At 52.9% G+C, this 18,521-nt stretch carries 20 protein-coding genes; 17 read left to right on the top strand and 3 right to left on the bottom strand.

What is annotated here, in order from left to right:
- The first annotated feature begins 195 nt into the window (after window positions 1-195).
- The 4 genes from trxB (at window position 196) to infA (ending at window position 3,158) form a co-directional block, all read left to right on the top strand.
- Window positions 196-1,131 carry a thioredoxin-disulfide reductase gene (gene trxB / locus AACY82_RS01080; protein ID WP_339614907.1) on the top strand — a complete coding sequence of 312 codons (936 nt, stop codon included), beginning with the start codon at window positions 196-198 and terminating at the stop codon, window positions 1,129-1,131.
- Between the two features lie 149 nt (window positions 1,132-1,280).
- Window positions 1,281-2,000: a leucyl/phenylalanyl-tRNA--protein transferase gene (gene aat, locus AACY82_RS01075; RefSeq protein ID WP_339614906.1), complete on the top strand. Its 720-nt coding sequence runs from the start codon at window positions 1,281-1,283 to the stop codon at window positions 1,998-2,000.
- A gap of 93 nt (window positions 2,001-2,093) precedes the next feature.
- Window positions 2,094-2,801: an arginyltransferase gene (locus AACY82_RS01070; RefSeq protein ID WP_339614905.1), complete on the top strand. Its 708-nt coding sequence runs from the start codon at window positions 2,094-2,096 to the stop codon at window positions 2,799-2,801.
- Window positions 2,802-2,939: 138 nt separating this feature from the next.
- Window positions 2,940-3,158, top strand: a complete 219-nt coding sequence (infA, locus tag AACY82_RS01065) for a translation initiation factor IF-1 (RefSeq protein ID WP_049722125.1) — start codon at window positions 2,940-2,942, stop codon at window positions 3,156-3,158.
- A 255-nt stretch (window positions 3,159-3,413) separates the two neighbouring features.
- On the opposite strand, the gene clpA is transcribed toward infA, so the two are convergent.
- Complete coding sequence (gene clpA / locus AACY82_RS01060) at window positions 3,414-5,687, bottom strand: ATP-dependent Clp protease ATP-binding subunit ClpA (protein WP_339614904.1); 2,274 nt, start codon at window positions 5,685-5,687, stop codon at window positions 3,414-3,416.
- 129 nt (window positions 5,688-5,816) lie between these two features.
- On the bottom strand, window positions 5,817-6,206 hold the full coding sequence (gene clpS, locus AACY82_RS01055) for an ATP-dependent Clp protease adapter ClpS (RefSeq protein ID WP_339615589.1): 390 nt from the start codon (window positions 6,204-6,206) through the stop codon (window positions 5,817-5,819).
- Between the two features lie 570 nt (window positions 6,207-6,776).
- On the opposite strand from clpS, the gene cspD reads away from it, so the two are divergent.
- The 11 genes from cspD (at window position 6,777) to AACY82_RS01000 (ending at window position 15,248) form a co-directional block, all read left to right on the top strand.
- A complete protein-coding gene (gene cspD, locus AACY82_RS01050; protein ID WP_339614903.1) occupies window positions 6,777-7,001 on the top strand; it encodes a cold shock domain-containing protein CspD in 225 nt (74 codons plus the stop codon).
- A gap of 114 nt (window positions 7,002-7,115) precedes the next feature.
- Window positions 7,116-7,751, top strand: a complete 636-nt coding sequence (locus AACY82_RS01045; protein ID WP_339614902.1) for a pseudouridine synthase — start codon at window positions 7,116-7,118, stop codon at window positions 7,749-7,751.
- Window positions 7,748-8,197, top strand: a complete 450-nt coding sequence (locus AACY82_RS01040) for an NUDIX hydrolase (protein WP_339614901.1) — start codon at window positions 7,748-7,750, stop codon at window positions 8,195-8,197. Before AACY82_RS01045 ends, AACY82_RS01040 begins: the two co-directional genes overlap by 4 nt.
- Window positions 8,198-8,245: 48 nt before the next feature.
- Window positions 8,246-9,358: a tRNA 2-thiouridine(34) synthase MnmA gene (gene mnmA, locus AACY82_RS01035; protein ID WP_339614900.1), complete on the top strand. Its 1,113-nt coding sequence runs from the start codon at window positions 8,246-8,248 to the stop codon at window positions 9,356-9,358.
- 41 nt (window positions 9,359-9,399) lie between these two features.
- Window positions 9,400-10,035, top strand: a complete 636-nt coding sequence (gene hflD, locus AACY82_RS01030; protein ID WP_339614899.1) for a high frequency lysogenization protein HflD — start codon at window positions 9,400-9,402, stop codon at window positions 10,033-10,035.
- A 162-nt stretch (window positions 10,036-10,197) separates the two neighbouring features.
- Window positions 10,198-11,562 (top strand): adenylosuccinate lyase, encoded by a 1,365-nt coding sequence (gene purB / locus AACY82_RS01025; protein WP_339614898.1) that lies wholly within the window; start codon window positions 10,198-10,200, stop codon window positions 11,560-11,562.
- A 47-nt stretch (window positions 11,563-11,609) separates the two neighbouring features.
- The gene (locus AACY82_RS01020) at window positions 11,610-12,797 is read left to right on the top strand and encodes a cupin domain-containing protein (protein ID WP_339614897.1); all 1,188 of its coding nucleotides are present in this window, start codon (window positions 11,610-11,612) and stop codon (window positions 12,795-12,797) included.
- Window positions 12,794-13,276, top strand: coding sequence for a GNAT family N-acetyltransferase (locus tag AACY82_RS01015; RefSeq protein WP_339614896.1), 483 nt, complete (start codon window positions 12,794-12,796; stop codon window positions 13,274-13,276). Before AACY82_RS01020 ends, AACY82_RS01015 begins: the two co-directional genes overlap by 4 nt.
- 30 nt (window positions 13,277-13,306) lie before the next feature.
- Window positions 13,307-13,807 (top strand): hypothetical protein, encoded by a 501-nt coding sequence (locus AACY82_RS01010; RefSeq protein ID WP_339614895.1) that lies wholly within the window; start codon window positions 13,307-13,309, stop codon window positions 13,805-13,807.
- 20 nt (window positions 13,808-13,827) lie between these two features.
- A complete protein-coding gene (locus AACY82_RS01005; RefSeq protein ID WP_339614894.1) occupies window positions 13,828-14,643 on the top strand; it encodes a secretin N-terminal domain-containing protein in 816 nt (271 codons plus the stop codon).
- Window positions 14,644-14,840: 197 nt separating this feature from the next.
- The gene (locus AACY82_RS01000; protein WP_339614893.1) at window positions 14,841-15,248 is read left to right on the top strand and encodes an HU family DNA-binding protein; all 408 of its coding nucleotides are present in this window, start codon (window positions 14,841-14,843) and stop codon (window positions 15,246-15,248) included.
- Window positions 15,249-15,308: 60 nt separating this feature from the next.
- Here AACY82_RS01000 and AACY82_RS00995 read toward each other — a convergent pair whose 3' ends face one another.
- Window positions 15,309-15,785, bottom strand: a complete 477-nt coding sequence (locus AACY82_RS00995; protein ID WP_339614892.1) for an HIT domain-containing protein — start codon at window positions 15,783-15,785, stop codon at window positions 15,309-15,311.
- A gap of 250 nt (window positions 15,786-16,035) precedes the next feature.
- Between AACY82_RS00995 and AACY82_RS00990 the strand changes: the two genes are divergently transcribed.
- Window positions 16,036-17,769, top strand: coding sequence for a proline--tRNA ligase (locus AACY82_RS00990; protein WP_339614891.1), 1,734 nt, complete (start codon window positions 16,036-16,038; stop codon window positions 17,767-17,769).
- A complete protein-coding gene (locus AACY82_RS00985) occupies window positions 17,732-18,400 on the top strand; it encodes a lytic transglycosylase domain-containing protein (RefSeq protein WP_339614890.1) in 669 nt (222 codons plus the stop codon). Before AACY82_RS00990 ends, AACY82_RS00985 begins: the two co-directional genes overlap by 38 nt.
- Window positions 18,401-18,521: the final 121 nt, after the last annotated feature.

Raw genomic sequence — 18,521 nt, 5'->3', positions numbered from 1 at the left:
ACGGTAACCCGCTATTGTAATGCATCGCGGCCGCCCAAAGGCGTTTGCCGAGCGGTGAAGTTGGCAAATCTCGGCTATATCATCCATTAAGCTGATTAATTTTACCAATCTAAGGTATTGAAGAGTACAATTTTGCCCGCATTCATTGATTGACTTATTATTGTCGCCTGAATTTTTTAACAAGGACCTCTGCACATGAGCCAACCCAAGCATCATCGCTTAATCATCCTCGGCTCCGGCCCCGCCGGTTACACCGCTGCTATTTACGCGGCCCGTGCCAATCTTAAGCCTGTCATCATCACAGGCATGCAGCAAGGCGGTCAGCTGACCACTACCACTGACGTGGAAAACTGGCCGGGCGGCGTTGCCGACCTACAAGGGCCAGATTTAATGGTGCAAATGCAAGAACACGCAGAGCGCTTTGACACCGAAGTCATCTTTGATCACATCGATAAGACCGACTTGAGCAAGCGCCCTTTTACGCTTCACGGCACTGAAACCTACACGTGCGATGCGTTAATCATCGCAACTGGCGCCTCGGCCCAGTACTTGGGCCTGCCCTCTGAGGAAGCCTTTATGGGTAAAGGCGTAAGCGCCTGCGCTACCTGTGACGGTTTCTTCTATCGCGATCAAAAAGTCGCTGTTATCGGCGGTGGTAACACAGCCGTTGAAGAGGCGCTGTATTTATCGAACATCTGTAGCGAGGTGACACTAGTTCACCGCCGTGACAAGTTGCGCTCTGAGAAAATTTTGCAAGATAAGCTGTTTGCCAAAGACAACGTTAAAATCTTGTGGAACCACACATTAGACGAAGTACTGGGTGACGGCTCGGGCGTTACCGGCTTAAAGCTTAACAGCACCACCGATGCCAGCTCGCAAGAGCTTGATGTCGCCGGCGTATTTATCGCTATCGGCCACAAACCCAACACCGGTATTTTTGATGGCCAGCTAAATATGCAAGATGGCTACATCAAAATCAACAGCGGCTTGGAAGGCAATGCCACTGCCACCAGCGTACCCGGTGTGTTTGCGGCGGGCGACGTATCCGATCACGTTTATCGCCAAGCGATCACCTCTGCCGGGTTTGGCTGTATGGCGGCGCTGGATGCCGAGAAATTTTTAGACGACTAACCAGCCTCAAAAGCCTTAAAAACGGCGGCTCCGACCGTCGTTTTTAAGCGCTGCTGGCAACTGAACTGCCCACCTTGAGCCACGGCCAACGGCGACGCCCTAGGCACTCAGTATGTCACTTCCCAGCCGTTTTATGATTAAATAGCGCGGTGATTCAATTACCTTGGCTCGACCCAGATTCTCTCGAATTTCCGCCACTCGATATGGCGCTAACCGATCCCGACGGCCTGCTGGCCGGCGGCGGTGATTTGCGACCTGAACGCCTGATTCAGGCTTATTGCCAAGGCATATTCCCTTGGTATGAAGACGACCAGCCAATACTTTGGTGGAGCCCCAACCCGCGCTCGGTGGTCGAACCTGACAGCGTACACATCTCCCGCTCGATGGCTAAAACCTTACGTAAATCGACACTAAGGGTAACCTGCGACACCGCTTTTGAGCGTATCGTCCGCCAGTGCGCCGCGCCGCGCGCGCAAACGGCGAACACTTGGATTACCGACGAAATGCTTGATGCATACCAACAGCTCCACGAGCGCGGTATTGCACACTCCATTGAGGTGTGGGATGGCGAATTGCTGGTGGGCGGCCTCTACGGACTGGCGTTGGGTGGGGTATTTTTTGGCGAGTCCATGTTTGCGCGACAGAGCAACGCGTCAAAAATCGGATTTATTACCCTGGCGAGCTATCTACAAAAATGGGGCTTTGGCTTAATCGACTGTCAGGTCAGTAGCGACCACTTAAACAGCCTTGGGGCCTTCGAACTGCCCCGCCCTACATTTACCCGAGTGCTGCAGGCACTGGCGGACCCCAGCGGGGCCTCGCTCTGGCCTGATAACACAGTCTCACTTGAGTTGCCCAGGGGCGCATAGAAGCACCTATGGGGCAGACAAACCGCGACATTTCCTCTACAGTAAAACCAAGACAACCGCTAACGGGACACCGACAACCTAGGTGGGTACCGCATGAGTGATTTATCAAGCTTAAAACTGTTTGCCACTGCACCGCATCCGTGCAGTTACCTCGAGGGCGAAGAGGCGACCACGGTCTTTATTGATCCGCAAGCCGACGTCAACGCCGAACTCTACAGCGAACTCTCCGAGCTGGGCTTTCGCCGCAGCGGCGGGCACTTATACCGCCCCCACTGTGTCAATTGTCAAGCTTGTATTTCCTGCCGTATTCCCGTCAATCAGTTTCGTCCAAACCGCAGCCAGCGACGCTGCGCCAAACGCAACCAAGACTTAGACATTCGCGTTATTGACGACATCAATACCGACGAGCACTACGCCTTATACGAGCACTACATTAACACCCGTCACCGCGACGGCGATATGTACCCCCCCACCCGCGAGCAATACGAAACCTTTTTAAGCCGCGAATGGGGCGTCACTTGCTATATCGAATATCGCTGCGAGGAAAAACTGGTAGGCGTTGCCGTGTGCGATAAACTCAACGACGGCCTCTCGGCGGTATACACCTTTTTTGCCGGCGATTTAGCACCACGTAGCCTAGGGGTTTTTGCCATTTTAGTGCAGATCGAGCAGGCCAAGCGCATGGGACTGTCCTACGTGTACCTAGGCTACTGGATTCGCGAATGCCGTAAAATGGCCTATAAAACCCAGTACCGCCCACTGCAAATGCTGGTTAATAAGCGCTGGGTACAAATTAAATAAGCCTAATTAGGCGTATCTTCCCTCTGTTTGGCTAAAATATCGCCTTCACCCTTGGCTAACGCGTCTATTTCAGGCACAATTGCCGGCTTTTCGTGCCCGTGACTTACGTGTTTGAGACCAAATTGAGGAATCTGCCGAATGGCAAAAGAAGACAACATCGAATTTGAAGGCGAAGTAATTGATACCCTGCCCAACACCACCTTTCGAGTAAAGCTGGAAAACGGCCATGTGGTAACTGCGCATATCTCTGGCAAAATGCGGAAAAACTATATCCGCATTTTAACCGGTGACAAAGTTAAAGTAGAGATGACCCCTTACGATTTAAGCAAGGGACGCATCACCTACCGCGCGCGTTAAACTTACGCCGCCGGCTAGCCGGCACACTCAAAGCCTCGCCAATGCGGGGCTTTGTTGTTTTTAGCAAAAGTAATTTTTAAAAAGCGCAGTGGGGTAAAAAGCGCAGTGGGGCCTAACACTGTGCCCCCGGCCCAATCCCAAGCCAAAGAAATAACTGCCACCTCACAAAAAAATCCCGGCTTTACCGGGATTTTTTTGTTCAGTAATGCGCGCTGCTTAGCTTACTCAGCTCAGCCAATAACGCGCAACAAGTGGCTAGTGTACTGGGTCAAACTCAAGCTCCAGTTCATCGCTGTGGTCGGCAACGGCAACATGCACCGTACCACCGCCACTTGCCAGCTCACCAAACAATACCGCTTCGGCCAATGGCTTTTTCACTTTTTCCTGAATCAAGCGAGCCATGGGCCGGGCACCCATTTTTTCATCGTAACCGTGCTCGGCCAACCATTTGCGCGCAGCCTCCGTTACGTCCAAGGTAACTTTCTTCTCATCCAGCTGGGATTGCAGCTCCGTCAGGAACTTATCGACAACGGTTTCGACTACATCGAGCGGCAAGGCCCCAAACTGCACCGTAGCATCCAGACGGTTTCTAAACTCAGGCGTAAACATTTTCTTAATGGCCTCTTTACCATCGCTGGAGTGATCCTGCTTGGTAAAGCCAATGGAGGTACGGCTAACATCCTCGGCACCGGCATTGGTGGTCATGATCAAGATAACGTTACGAAAATCCGCTTTACGACCGTTATTATCGGTCAGCGTGCCGTGGTCCATCACCTGCAACAACAGGTTAAACACATCGGGGTGCGCTTTTTCAATCTCGTCCAGTAGTACCACGCTGTGCGGCGCCTTGGTTACCGCATCGGTTAGCAACCCGCCCTGATCAAAACCAACGTAACCGGGCGGCGCACCAATCAAGCGCGACACCGTGTGCCGCTCCATGTACTCGGACATATCAAAGCGAATCAGCTCGACGCCTAAACACGTCGCCAACTGACGACTCACCTCGGTTTTACCCACCCCTGTGGGGCCGGCAAACAAGAACGAGCCAATGGGCTTATCGCCCGAGCGCAAGCCAGCACGCGCCAGTTTGATAGCCGTCGACAACGTATCGATGGCCTCATCTTGGCCAAACACCGTCATCTTGAGGTTGTCGTCAAGCTTACGCAGCTGCTCAAGGTCAGACGACGAAACGCTTTTGGGCGGAATACGGGCAATTTTGGCAACAACGGCTTCAACGTCACCCACCCCCACGGTCTTTTTGCGCTTGCTCGGGGGCTGCAACTGTTGATACGCACCGGCCTCATCGATCACATCGATGGCTTTATCGGGCAAGAAGCGATCGTTGATATAGCGCTCGGCCAACTCAGCGGCAGCTCGCAACGCCGGGTCGGTGTAACGCAACCCGTGGTGCTCTTCAAAGTTTTTCTTGAGCCCTTTAAGAATTTGATAGGTGTCATCGACACTCGGCTCTTTGACGTCCACTTTTTGGAAACGACGGGACAGCGCGCGGTCTTTTTCAAAAATACCGCGATACTCCTGATAGGTGGTTGAACCCATACAGCGCAACTGACCAGAGCTAAGCAGTGGCTTGAGCAGGTTTGACGCATCCATAACGCCACCTGATGCTGCACCGGCGCCAATGATGGTGTGAATCTCATCGATAAATAAAATCGAGTGCTCTTGCTTTTTCAGCTCCGCCAACAAGCCTTTAAAACGTTTTTCAAAGTCACCGCGGTATTTAGTACCGGCGAGCAACGCACCCATATCAAGTGAATAAACAACACTGTCGGCCAGAGCATCGGGCACTTCACCATCGACTATACGGCGGGCTAACCCTTCTGCAATAGCGGTTTTACCCACACCGGACTCGCCCACCAGCAGCGGATTATTTTTACGTCGGCGAGACAATATTTGCGCCACACGCTCCAGCTCCAGCGCCCGACCAACCAATGGATCTATGCGGCCGTTTTGCGCTTGTTCGTTCAAGTTGGTGGCGTAGTTTTCCAGCGGGCTCTGCGATGGCTGTTCTACACCCAACGCGTCTTCATCGGCCTGATCGTGTGACGGCTCTTCCGAGCCATGCTCGTGACCGGCGACTTTTTGAATACCGTGGGTGATGTAGTTCACCACATCAATCCGGGCAATACTCTGCTGCTTTAAGTAATAAACCGCCTGGCTCTCTTGCTCGCTAAAAATTGCCACCAATACGTTGGCACCGGTAACCTCTTGCTTGCCGGAGGATTGAACATGAAACACCGCGCGCTGTAACACCCGCTGAAACCCTAGAGTCGGTTGCGTTTCGCGATCTTCTTCGTTTTCTGGCAACAAAGGCGTCGTTGAATCGACAAATTCAATAAGCTCCCGGCGCAACACGACTAAATCAGCGCCACAGGCTCGCAGCACCATTGCCGCCGATTCATTGTCGATCAGCGCCAACAACAGGTGTTCAACGGTCATAAATTCATGCCGTTTACTACGGGCACCTTTAAAAGCCATATTTAGGGTGACTTCAAGATCTTTACTCAGCATCAATAGTACCTCTCAATCAGGAGCCTACAATCAGGAGTTAACTCCATTTACGCTAAACTCCACACACCACATTTACGACATCTATACACGGACGTAACTTAGTGTCAGTTCTCGCACTCGCCACCGCGATTATTCATCATCCTCTTCGGTCGCTTCTATTTCGCATACCAAAGGGTGCTCATTATCTTTGGCAAACTGGTTTACCTGAGCGGCTTTGGTCTCGGCAATATCCCGCGTATAAACCCCGCAGGTTGCTTTACCTTCCATGTGAACCGTCAGCATCACCTGAGTTGCTTTTTCACGATTCATGCCAAAAAACACTTCCAGCGTCTCAACAACAAATTCCATCGGGGTATAGTCGTCGTTAAGCATAACAACCTTATAACGCGATGGCCTTTTTAGCTGTGGGGGCGCCTCTTGCAGGGCGACACCGTCATCGTAGCTATCGTCATATTCATCATCAGAGTTATGACAGCGCAACTGATTTAATGTTAGTCGAATGTTTTCAAACTTTCCCATAGTCATAGGTGGTTTTGACCGTAAATATTGTCTTTGGCGATGCACTTCTTAACATTCAGAAGTGCCAAAAACCCATTGTACCCCATCGGCTACCGCACAGCACAAAGCAACTAGGGGGGTTCTTTAGCCCGATAACCGGCAATATGTTGCCGCGCCTCACACTTGACAATGCCGATACGGTCGGCTAAAAAGCTCACTGGTGTTCAAAATTTGTACTTAGCGACTGATACAGTCATTAAGTCTGCCGCTAACTCATACACAACAATAAGATCGACGGTGAGCAGCAATAAACCTACGGTTGCCAGCACTTCGAATACCAATAATCGGCAACAACAATGGCTGGTCAGTGCACACCGTTTTGCCAAGCCGAACCAACATCAGGCTTAAAACCTGCGCAGTAATGAGTGCGTGCAATGTAAGGTACGGTGTTAGTGTTGGTTTTAGATGCATGCTTTACAAAGAATTCTACATCAGCCGACAAATTCAATGACCACCTAGCACGACCATTATAATAATCAACGTGAGGCAGGCATTGCCGCACGACTGCCAATAAGAAGAAGGAATAACAATATGCCTACCGGTACCGTCAAATGGTTTAATAACGCCAAAGGTTACGGGTTTATCCTCCCGGACGAGGGCTCAGAAGACCTTTTCGCCCATTACTCAGCCATCGATATGGAAGGCTATAAAACGCTTAAAGCCGGCCAGACAGTCTCGTTCAATATATCCAAAGGCGACAAAGGCTTACACGCCATCGATATTAACCTGCCACATACCGAAAGCCAGCCCGGCTAACACCAAGCGCCAGAGTAAAGACGGTCGCAGGCCGTCTTTACACACTAACGCCCCTCGCACCGCCAATCTAGCTGCGGTACACTGGCCTGCTTTGCAACCGCCTCGTTTAACTATATGGCCAAATTGGTACTTTTCAACAAGCCCTACGACGTTTTATGTCAGTTTCGGGACGATAACGGCCGCGCGACACTCGCCAAGTACATTAAAGATAAAGGCGTTTACCCCGCTGGACGGCTAGATTTAGACTCTGAGGGGCTACTGTTGCTAACCGATGACGGCGCATTGCAGCACCGAATTACCCACCCGCGCAACAAGCTCCCCAAAACCTACTGGGTACAAGTCGAGGGAGAGCCCAACTCAGAGCCACTCAACGCGTTGCGCCACGGCATCCAATTAAACGATGGCCCTACCCGCCCTGCCACTGTCGAGCGTATCCCCCCACCCACGCTGTGGTCGCGCTCAACACCGGTGCGAGAGCGCAAAAACATTCCCACCCAGTGGTTGGCCATCACCATCACCGAAGGTCGTAACCGCCAGGTTAGACGCATGACGGCGTTCGTAGGGCACCCTACCCTGCGCCTGATTCGGGTGCGTATCGGTGACTGGCAATTAGGTGCGTTACAGCCGGGCGAGTCGATCAGCCAAAACCTACATATGCCAGCCGCGGGTAAAACCGGCAGCGACCGCACCACTAAGCCCGCCACCAACAACCGCAACAAACATCGCCACAACAAGCGCTCTCGCCCATGAAACGTTTTCTTCCCCACGTTACCGTCGCCTGCATCATTGAGCGCGATGGCAAATTTTTACTGGTTCGCGAGCTGATCGATGGCCAAGAGCGCCTTAATCAGCCAGCGGGACACCTTGAGGCCGACGAGTCGCTGCAACAAGCCGCCGTCCGTGAAACACTTGAGGAAACCGGCTGGGACATTGAGCTGACCGGGGTTGTGGGCGTCGATGTCTACAAAGCCCCCGCCAACAGCGAAACCTATGTGCGTACCACCTTTATTGGCAAAGCCATCAAACATCGCCCCACATTTACATTAGACGACGGCATTATTGGCCCGCAATGGCTCACCCGCGACCAGGTGGCCGCGTCGCTCGACACACTGCGCAGCCCGATGGTGCTCGGGGTTATCGACGATTACCTCGCTGGCCGCCGTTTTGCGCTGGAGGTCGTCGCCACAGACGGGTAAAATGCCCGCCTCTGGTTTTTCCCCACTTTATAGCGTCTGGCCTTTTACATGATGAGCTCTAGCAGTAACACAAACACCCCTCTGGTGATCGTCGGCATGTCCGGCGGCGTCGACTCGTCGGTATCTGCCCTGCTGCTGCTGCAACAAGGGTACCGTGTAGAAGGGCTATTTATGAAAAACTGGGAAGAGGACGACGGCACCGACTACTGCACCGCCAAAGAAGATTTGGCCGACGCGCAAAAGGTTTGTGACACCCTTGGTATTAAATTACACACCGCTAACTTTGCCGCCGAATACTGGGACAATGTGTTTGAGCACTTTTTAGCCGAGTACAAAGCCGGCAGGACACCCAACCCAGATATTCTATGCAACCGCGAAATCAAGTTTAAGGTGTTTATTGAGTACGCTGAGATGCTGGGTGGCGATTTAATCGCAACCGGCCACTATGTGCGCCGCACCAAGCGCGATGGCCATACCTATTTATTGCGCGGGCTCGATAACAACAAAGATCAAAGTTACTTTTTGCACGCCGTGGGCGAGGCCGAATTTGCCCGCACGCTATTCCCCGTGGGTGAGCTGGAAAAACCCGAAGTGCGGCGTATTGCCGAGCAGCACAACCTGGTTACGCACAGCAAAAAAGACAGCACCGGCATTTGCTTTATTGGTGAGCGCCGTTTTAAAGACTTTTTAGAGCAGTACCTGCCAGCTCAGCCCGGCGAGATCGTCACTACTCAGGGTACCGTCATCGGGCAACACGCCGGGCTGATGTATCACACCATTGGCCAGCGCCAGGGGCTTGGTATTGGCGGCGTCAAAGGGGCCCCCGATGAACCTTGGTTTGTAATCGCCAAAGATCTGGATAACAACCAATTACAGGTGGCGCAAGGAACCGACCACCCACTGCTGTACACTAACTTTTTAAGCGCGGGACAAGCTCACTGGATCAACGGTGCCCCGGCAACGGACACGCTGCGGGTTACCGCCAAAACCCGCTATCGCCAACCCGACCAGACTTGTGAGGTAACTCTACTACCCAAAGGTCAGCTAGCGGTAGCCTTTGACGAGCCACAGCGAGCCGTCACACCCGGGCAATCGGTGGTCTTTTATCAAGATGATGTATGCCTCGGCGGCGGCGTCATCGAACACAGCGAAAACCGCTAAACCGCGTATTTTTTCAACCATCTTCGATAAGGCAGTTTTCATTGGCTAAGGTAAACAACTGGCAAGAAGTAACATTGGCAGCGGCTGGCATACTTCAGGCCGCAGCCCTTGTCGATCAGTTAGCACGCACAGGGTTTATCCCCAGCGATGCCTATGAGTGCAGTATTAATAGCCTACTGGACTTAAACCCACCCGATACCATCAGCGTTTACGGCGGTCGCCCGGAAAACCTGCGTTTAGGACTCGAAACTCTGCGTGACTTGCTGCTGTCCAGCAAGCAACTGCAAAACAACACCGTGCGCTACAGCGCCGGCGTTCTGCACCTACAGGGGCGCTTGCGCAAACGCAAAGACATGCTGGGGGTGCTTTCCAGCCGCCTCAAACAAGCCTCGCAGCAGGCCTTGCACTTTGGCCCCACCCACGAGAATGTCATCGGGAATCTGGCAGATATCTACAGCGACACTATCAGTCGCTTTCGCTTTCGTATTCAAGTGGCGGGCGACCCCGGCTACTTGCAGCAACAACGGGTGGCCAACCAAGTGCGCGCATTACTGTTGGCGGCTATTCGCTCGGCCACCCTCTGGCGCCAACTCGGGGGCACACGGCTGCACCTAGTGCTACAACGCAAGCGTATCCTGGCCGAAACCGAAAACCTACTGCGCAACTTACGGGTATAAGCTACCCATAGAAACTGACTGAAAAACCACCGACTTTACGGTATCATACCGCCCCTATTTTAAGGAGGACTAGCTGGCACTGACCGCCGGCTAGTACAGGCCGATTTAACGCCCACTCCACAAGCCTATTAACTTACTCTGACTAACTTGCGAGATCGCCCCATGGAACTTTCCCCGCTGAGTGCTGTGTCCCCCGTCGATGGCCGTTACGGCAGCAAAACGACCGCTCTACGACCTATTTTCAGTGAATTCGGCCTTATTCACTGCCGCGTCGAAGTTGAAGTCCGCTGGCTACAACAGCTGAGCCAGCTCGACGGCGTAGCCGAGGTGCCCGCTTTTAGCGATGCCACCCACGCACAGTTAGACGCCATCGTTGCACAATTTAGCGAGGCAGACGCACAGGCTATTAAAGACATCGAGGCCACCACCAACCACGATGTTAAAGCCGTTGAGTACTTCCTTAAAAAGAAATTTGCGGGCAATAGCGAGCTGGAAGCCGTGCTTGAGTTTGTCCATTTTGCCTGTACCAGCGAAGACATTAACAACCTGTCGCACGCCTTAATGCTCAGCCGCGGCCGCGATGTACTACTGAGCGACGCCCTGGCCATCAGCGACGGCATAGCCAAGCTGGCCCACGACTACGCCGCCGATCCCATGCTATCGCGCACCCACGGGCAAACCGCCTCGCCCACTACGGTCGGCAAAGAAATGGCCAACGTGGTGGCGCGCCTGCGTCGTCAACTGGAGCAAATTAAAAGCGTTGAGTTGCTGGGCAAAATTAACGGCGCTGTGGGCAATTATAACGCGCACCTGTCGGCCTACCCCGACGTCGACTGGCAAGCCAATGCCAAAGCCTTTGTTACCTCTTTGGGCTTAAACTGGAACCCCTACACCACACAAATTGAACCACACGATTATATCGCCGAGTTATTTGACGCCATCGCGCGCTTTAACACTATCGTGATCGATTTTGACCGCGACGTGTGGGGCTATATATCTCTGGGTTACTTTAAACAAAAGACCATTGCGGGCGAGGTAGGCTCGTCCACCATGCCGCACAAAGTAAACCCCATCGACTTTGAAAACTCCGAAGGCAACCTCGGCATCGCCAATGCTATTTTTAGCCATTTGGCGCAAAAGCTGCCCATCTCGCGCTGGCAGCGCGACCTGACCGACTCCACCGTGCTGCGCAATATGGGCGTTGGTTTTGGTTACAGCCTAATCGCCTACGCATCGACCTTAAAAGGTGTTAGCAAACTCGAAATTAACCGCACCCGCTTAGCCGAAGACCTGGACAATAGCTGGGAAGTATTGGCCGAGCCAATCCAAACCATTATGCGTCGCTACGATGTCGCCGAGCCCTACGAAAAACTTAAAGCCCTTACCCGTGGACAAAAAATTACCCGCGAAGTGCTGGCCGAGTTTGTCGAGACTCTGGATATTCCAGAGCACGCTAAGCAAACAATTCGCGAACTAACTCCCGCAAACTATATCGGCAACGCCACCGCGCAAGCCCAAGCGATTTAACCCCACAAGCCGGCCCTATTGGGCCGGCCTTGCTTTGAGGTGTCACCATGTCTCCGGCCTCTTCGATTCTCACCCATCTGAGCGAACTACCCATCGACGAATTCTTAAAAAACTACTGGCAGCAACACGCGGTTTTTTTACCGCAGGCGCTGGCCGGTTTTCACTCGCCCTTAAGCCCCGACGAGCTCGCAGGCTTAGCTTTGGAAGAAGTCATTGAGTCTCGCTTAATTATTCACGACGACCAAGCCCCGTGGCAGCTAAAAACCGGACCGTTTACCAAGCGGGACTTTGCCGAACTGCCCGCCGAGCAATGGAGCTTATTAGTACAAGCGGTAGATCACTGGGAGCCTCAGGTGGCCGACTTGCTGGATAAGTTTCGGTTTATTCCCAATTGGCGACTCGATGATGTCATGGTCAGCTACGCACCTACCGGTGGCAGTGCCGGGCCCCACTTTGATTATTACGATGTATTTTTAGTCCAAGGGGCTGGTACTCGCGAGTGGCACATTGGCCAGCGCTGCGATAGCACAAGTCCACGCTTAGAGGGCACCGACTTAAACATTTTGCGCGACTTTACAACCGAGGCGACTTACGTCGCCCAGCCCGGCGACGTGCTCTATATCCCACCCGGCGTCGCCCACTGGGGCACAGCTCTGGACGACGAGTGCATGACTTACTCCATCGGCTTTAGAGCGCCCTCTGAAGCTGACATTCTCGATGAGTTTGGCCAACACATTGCCGCCACGCTTACCAATGACAATCGCTATAAAGATCAAAATGCGCGGGCAAGCACGAGCCCGGGCGCTATTGATATAGCCGTTATTGAACAACTGCAGAAACAACTCATCAGCCACTTAACACCTGCCAATATCGCCCAGTGGTTTGGTCGCTATATGACCGAGCCCAAGCTCGCATTAGAGAGTACCCCAGAGAACATTACCAGACAAAAATGGCAGCAGTGGCTTAAGCGAAACGCCCAAGCGGAGCGCGAGCTGGGGGCACGTTTTTGCTACTTTACCGACGACAACGCCACCACTTTATTCGTCGACGGCCAAGCCTTTTCCTGCTCGGCGCCGCTTGCGGCGGCCCTATCAAACCAGCGCCAATGGTCAATTAAATCACTAGACGCGCTGCTTAGTAACGACACCGACACATCCTTAGTCATGCAATTGCTAACCGATAACACGCTGGTCATTATCGATAACGAGGACGAACTGGACGACGAACAATCGTGACCGCGCTTACATGCCATACCGTCAGCTGGCGCTCGGCCGCCAAAGCTCTGTGCGAAGTTCGCAGGCAAGTGTTTATCGAAGAGCAACATGTGCCGCCAGAGCTAGAATGGGACGATGCCGACCACCAGGCGAATCACTTTTTACTGACCTCAGCGGCGCAAACCTCTCGCGTACCTAGCGGCGCCATCGGTTGTGCACGAGTTTTACGGGAAGACTGCGCAGGCTGCACACATTTTCATGTCGGCCGGGTCGCCATTGTGGCGCCTGCGCGTCAGCACGGCGCGGGCACTTATTTAATGCGTGAACTGCTTCGCTGGTGCCAACAACAAACCGACTATACTCACTGTAATCAGGTGTTTTTACACGCCCAGTGCGACGTGATACCGTTTTACGAGCGGTTAGGTTTTTATGCCCACGGGGACGTTTTTATGGATGCTGGCATTCAACATCGCGCGATGATCTGGCAAACGAGCTTATAAAAACCATGTGATAGTAACAGCGGAGGCAACGTGAACCATCAACCCGACGCTAACGACAGCTTCTACCTATTTGACTCGGTAGCGCACTGCCTTGAGCACACTCTCCGTGTTATCGCTAAAGCGCGGCGTAAGCTTTATATTATCAGCCACCAATTAGACCCTTTGATCTACGATCGAGACGATACCGCACTAGCGTTGTCACAATTTGCCCGCCGGGCGCGCAATTGTGAGTTACACATTCTCGTCCGCGATACCGCCGATATGTTAGAGCGCGGCCACCGTATTGCTCGCCTGCACCAACGTTTACCCAGTAAGGTACAACTGCGCAAGTTAGTGATTGAGCCCAACAACCCGCAGATGGGGTTTATATGCGCAGACCGGGATTTTTTGCTGTACAAAAACGATGATACGCAGCCGACTGGATTTGCCAACTACCAGGCCGCGCAAGAGGTAAAAAACCTTGCTGACGAGCACCAAAGGATTTGGCAACACGCGCTAGCCGAGCCCGGTTTACGACCTCTTCACCTATAACCTTGTCACCAGGAGCCAATATGCGCGCTTACCGTTACATCCGCTGGCTATTATGCACAGCGCTTTTTGTAGGCGTTAGCGGCGTTAATGTCGCCGTAGGTGCCGAGCCTAGCACTAACAACGCTCTGGCCGATACCACGGCCGGCGAAGAGCAGTCAACGCTAATCCTTAAAACACTACCTCTTCACCACTTAAACGCTGAACAGTTGGTCGAGCAGCTTGCCCCTTTTGTCCCCGCGCCCGGCACTATAGCGGTGGTGAATCACCGGCTTGTGATTAACAGCAACGCTCATAACATTGCCGAAATAGAAGCGTTACTGCAACAACTGGACACTCCCGCCGAAGAGCTAACACTCAGCGTTCGCTTTAGTGCACCGCAAGAGCCCAACGGCTTAAGCGCCGGCACCAATCATCGGCACTACCAAACACGGGCTATTAATCAGCGTGCGCCACAAGTGCGCACGCAAACGCAGCAACCAACGCGAATCGCACAATCGCACATCCAAGAGGATCTAACCCCCTCTGGCTGGGGTGGATTTAATAGACAGCGCCGACAAAGCGAAGGCTACGAACTCTACGCCACAATCGCGCTCAACGCCGACACAGCAACCATCGAGCTGGCCACTCGTCACTTCCAGGGCAATGAGGTCGAGCAAGATTTATACGACATTGAAACACGTGTTTCAGGCCCGGTTGGACAGTGGCTTGCGCTTACCCCGAGCGAACCCCAAAACACTTCGAATACCGCCAAACACTACCAACTTCCTCTTTCGGGGCAGACGATATACATAAAAGTCGAACGCGCTCGCGAGTCAGCGTCCAAGCACAAACAGTAGGCGAATTTTGCTTTACAGTGTAAATTTTGCGGTATTTCCCCTACTAGAGTGACTTTTCTCTTGCTGATCGCTTTTTAATCCTTTATATATAGACTCAATCGCGTTGCCGACTAAAAATAAGCTGTATAAACGTGCACGGCATGCAACTTACAGCTTTAGTATTTTATTTATTCAACTCTCAATAAAAGGATCACACCATGGCCGCAAAAAAAGCACCGGCGAAAAAAGCACCCGCCAAAAAAGCCGTCGCCAAAAAAGCCCCGGCTAAAGCAGCACCAGAGCGCAAAATTACCGCTGTTCGCGAGCGCTACAACAAGACGCAAATTGTGTCGCAAATTGCCGAGAACACCGAGCTGAGCAAAAAACAGGTTCAGTCTGTGCTTGACGAACTGTCTGCCGTCATTGAAGGTCACATTAAAAAGCGTGCCTGTGGCGAATTTGTTCTGCCCGGCCTATTAAAAGTGCAAACGGTTAAAAAACCTGCCACTAAAGCTCGCAAAGGTATCAACCCCTTTACCGGTGAAGAAACCATGTTTAAAGCGAAGCCTGCCACCACCACTGTTAAGGTTCGCCCCCTGAAAAAACTAAAAGAAATGGCCCTGTAACACTCCGGCCACTCCCTAAAAAGCCCGCAGCCGCGGGCTTTTTTGTATCTAACACACTTGTTAGCAGTTAATTTTAGGGATTTTTGTCTCGCGCGGCTGATATGGTTCTTGGCTAGACAAAGGCGTAAAGCCTTCTCCGGCCAACGCATCGGTAAGTTTCGCAATCCGCTGTTGCAACCGCTCAGACTCATAGTCTAGAGCATCTGCAGCCCCCCAAATAGGCGATGGCCACGCAACATCGGACTCAAACCGCGCCACGTGATGGACGTGCAGCTGCGGCACGATATTGCCCAACGCCGCAATATTAATTTTATCGGCATCAAACAGGCTATTCATCACCTCCGCTAATTGACAGGACTCCCGGGTTAGCTGCTGCTGATCTGCGTCACTGAGGTGATACAGTTCCATCACATTCTCACGCTCGGGCACCAAAATACACCAAGGGTAATTGGCGTCTTTGGCCAGTAATAACAACGACAACTCAAAACGACCGATAACATACGTATCGTCAGTAAGACGTTGGTCTAATACAAACATAATTGCTCTCCACTGATTATCCTGGCCACAGTAGCCAAACACGGCGGCAGGCCTGTCAAATTACGCCTCGATATCTGTACCCCGAGGTCTAAGCTGCGTAGAATACCCGGATACTGCCAAGCCTCAGGGCCCGGCTAGATAACAACACTGAGTATAGCGATTATTACCATGTCCATGCGCCCTAAACTCAGCCATTAGCCCAGAACGAACCCCAATAGTAAACATTGACCCTTAGACAAGACTTAACACTATGCGCTCCAGTCGTTTTTTAATCGCCACATTAAAAGAAACTCCCGCCGACGCCGAGGTTATCAGCCATCAGCTAATGCTACGCGCCGGTATGATCCGCAAACTCGCCTCTGGCCTATACACCTGGCTGCCTTTGGGGCTACGAGTGTTGCGCAAAGTCGAAAACATCGTACGCGACGAAATGAACCAAGCGGGTGCGCAAGAGGTCATGATGCCAGTAGTTCAGCCCGCCGAGCTGTGGGAGCAGTCGGGCCGCTGGGAGCAGTACGGCCCCGAGCTGCTGCGCATAAACGATCGTCACGACCGCGCATTTTGCCTTGGCCCCACCCACGAGGAAGTCATTACCGATTTAGTGCGCGGCGAAATAAACAGCTACAAACAGCTACCGGCCAACTTTTACCAGATACAAACCAAATTTCGCGACGAGATTCGCCCGCGCTTTGGCGTGATGCGCTCCCGTGAGTTTATTATGAAAGACGCCTACTCCTTTCATTCCAGCACTGAGTGCCTGCAGCAAACCTACGAGCGCATGCACAGCGCTTACTGCAACATTTTTAGCCGTATTGGTTTGGCGTACCGACCCGTTCTGGCCGATACCGGCTCTATCGGGGGCGCTTTCTCCCACGAGTTTCACGTGTTGGCCGACAGTGGTGAGGACGCCATCGCCTTTAGCGACAGTTCGGACTACGCCGCCAATATCGAAAAAGCCGAAGCCTTGGCCCCCGCTACCGAACGCGCCGCAGCGAGCGCCACCAAGCAAGATGTGGCCACTCCAGGTAAGCACACCATCGAAGAGGTCGCTGAATTTTTACAGGTTGCCCCACGCGAGACAATTAAAACCCTGATCGTATTGGGTGAAGCCAAAGAGGAAGACGCTCAGCAGCCATTGGTAGCACTGGTGCTGCGCGGCGATCACGAACTAAACGATATTAAAGCCGAAAAACTCGACGGTATTGCCAACCCGCTTACCTTTGCCCCTGAGGAGCGTATTAAAGCGGAGCTGGGTTTGGTCGTAGGCTCTATTGGCCCGTGTGGTTTACCTATTCGCGTGATTGCCGATCACAGTGCCCTGGCCATGGCAGACTTTGTCTGCGGTGCCAACAAAGACGGCCTACACAGCACCGGCGTTAACTGGGAGCGCGATTTACCGCTGGCCGAAGCGGCCGATATTCGCAACATCGTCGCTGGCGATCCTAGCCCGTGCGGCCAAGGCACCTTAGAAATTAAGCGCGGCATCGAAGTCGGTCATATCTTCCAGCTGGGCACCAAATACTCCGAAGCCATGGGCGCTACCGTACTCAATGAAAACGGTAAAGAGCAAACCATGATTATGGGCTGCTACGGCATCGGCGTCACCCGGGTGGTGGCCTCGGCCATCGAGCAAAACTACGATGAAAACGGCATTATTTGGCCCGCCGCCATTGCCCCGTTTCAAGTAGCGATTGTGCCCATCAACATGCACAAATCTGAGCGCGTAGCCGAAGCCTGCGAGCAACTGTATCGCGACTTACAAGCCGCCGGCGCCGACGTGCTGCTTATGGATGAAGAAAAAGCCCGCCTAGGCGTACTGCTGGCCAACACCGACTTAATGGGTATTCCCCACCGCATTGTGGTGGGCGATCGCGGCTTGGAGGCAGGTAACGTCGAATACAAAGGCCGTCGCGACGCCGAGAAGCAAGACGTGGCACAAGAGCACATTGTCAGCCTTATTAGCGATGCGCTCGCTCGCGGTTAACAGCCGGCACCAAGCCCCGCAGGCGTGCGCACTCGCGCTTGCCTGCGGTTTGCTCGTAGGCGCTGCCGAGCTGAGCGCCGAGCAAATGGCAGGCAATATCATCTTAACCCCCGCTACAGAACAGCCCATCATCCCGCAGTCAACAGTCGATGACGAGCTGCGCCAGCTGCTTAAAAACCACATCGAACGCGCCGACAGTTTTACCGACCGCTTTGATGCCGAAGCCTGGCTGATGCTGATGGACACTAGGCTGGCCCGCTATATTAAAAGCCCCGATGAGCGCTTAGCTCTGCTACGCTTGATTCACCGCGAGGCAACCGCTGCCGATGTTAAACCTGAGCTGGTGCTCGCGGTAATCGAAACCGAAAGCCACTTTGATCGCTTTGCCATATCGCCCGTCGGCGCTATGGGTATTATGCAAATTATGCCCTTTTGGAAGAACGAAATCGGACGCCCAGAAGACAACCTTATTGATGCTGCCACGAACTTACGCTACGGCTGTATTATTTTAAAACACTATATTGATATCGCCGATGGCCGATTGGCCGAGGCGCTGGCCCGCTACAACGGCAGCTACGGCAGTTATCGCTACTCGGCTAAAGTTATGGATGCTTGGGAGCGCTGGCGTTAGACCGTTGCCCTCAATGACGTATTGGTGCTCGAGGTTATTAGTTTACCCAAAAAAATGCCACTCAAAAGTGGCATTTTTGTATCGTAATTTAACGTTTCCTAGCCACTCATTATATCCCCCG

The organism is uncultured Gilvimarinus sp., from assembly GCF_963972205.1.
Classification (GTDB): Bacteria; Pseudomonadota; Gammaproteobacteria; order Pseudomonadales; family Cellvibrionaceae; genus Gilvimarinus; species Gilvimarinus japonicus.
This window is presented reverse-complemented; position numbering and strand designations above follow the sequence as displayed.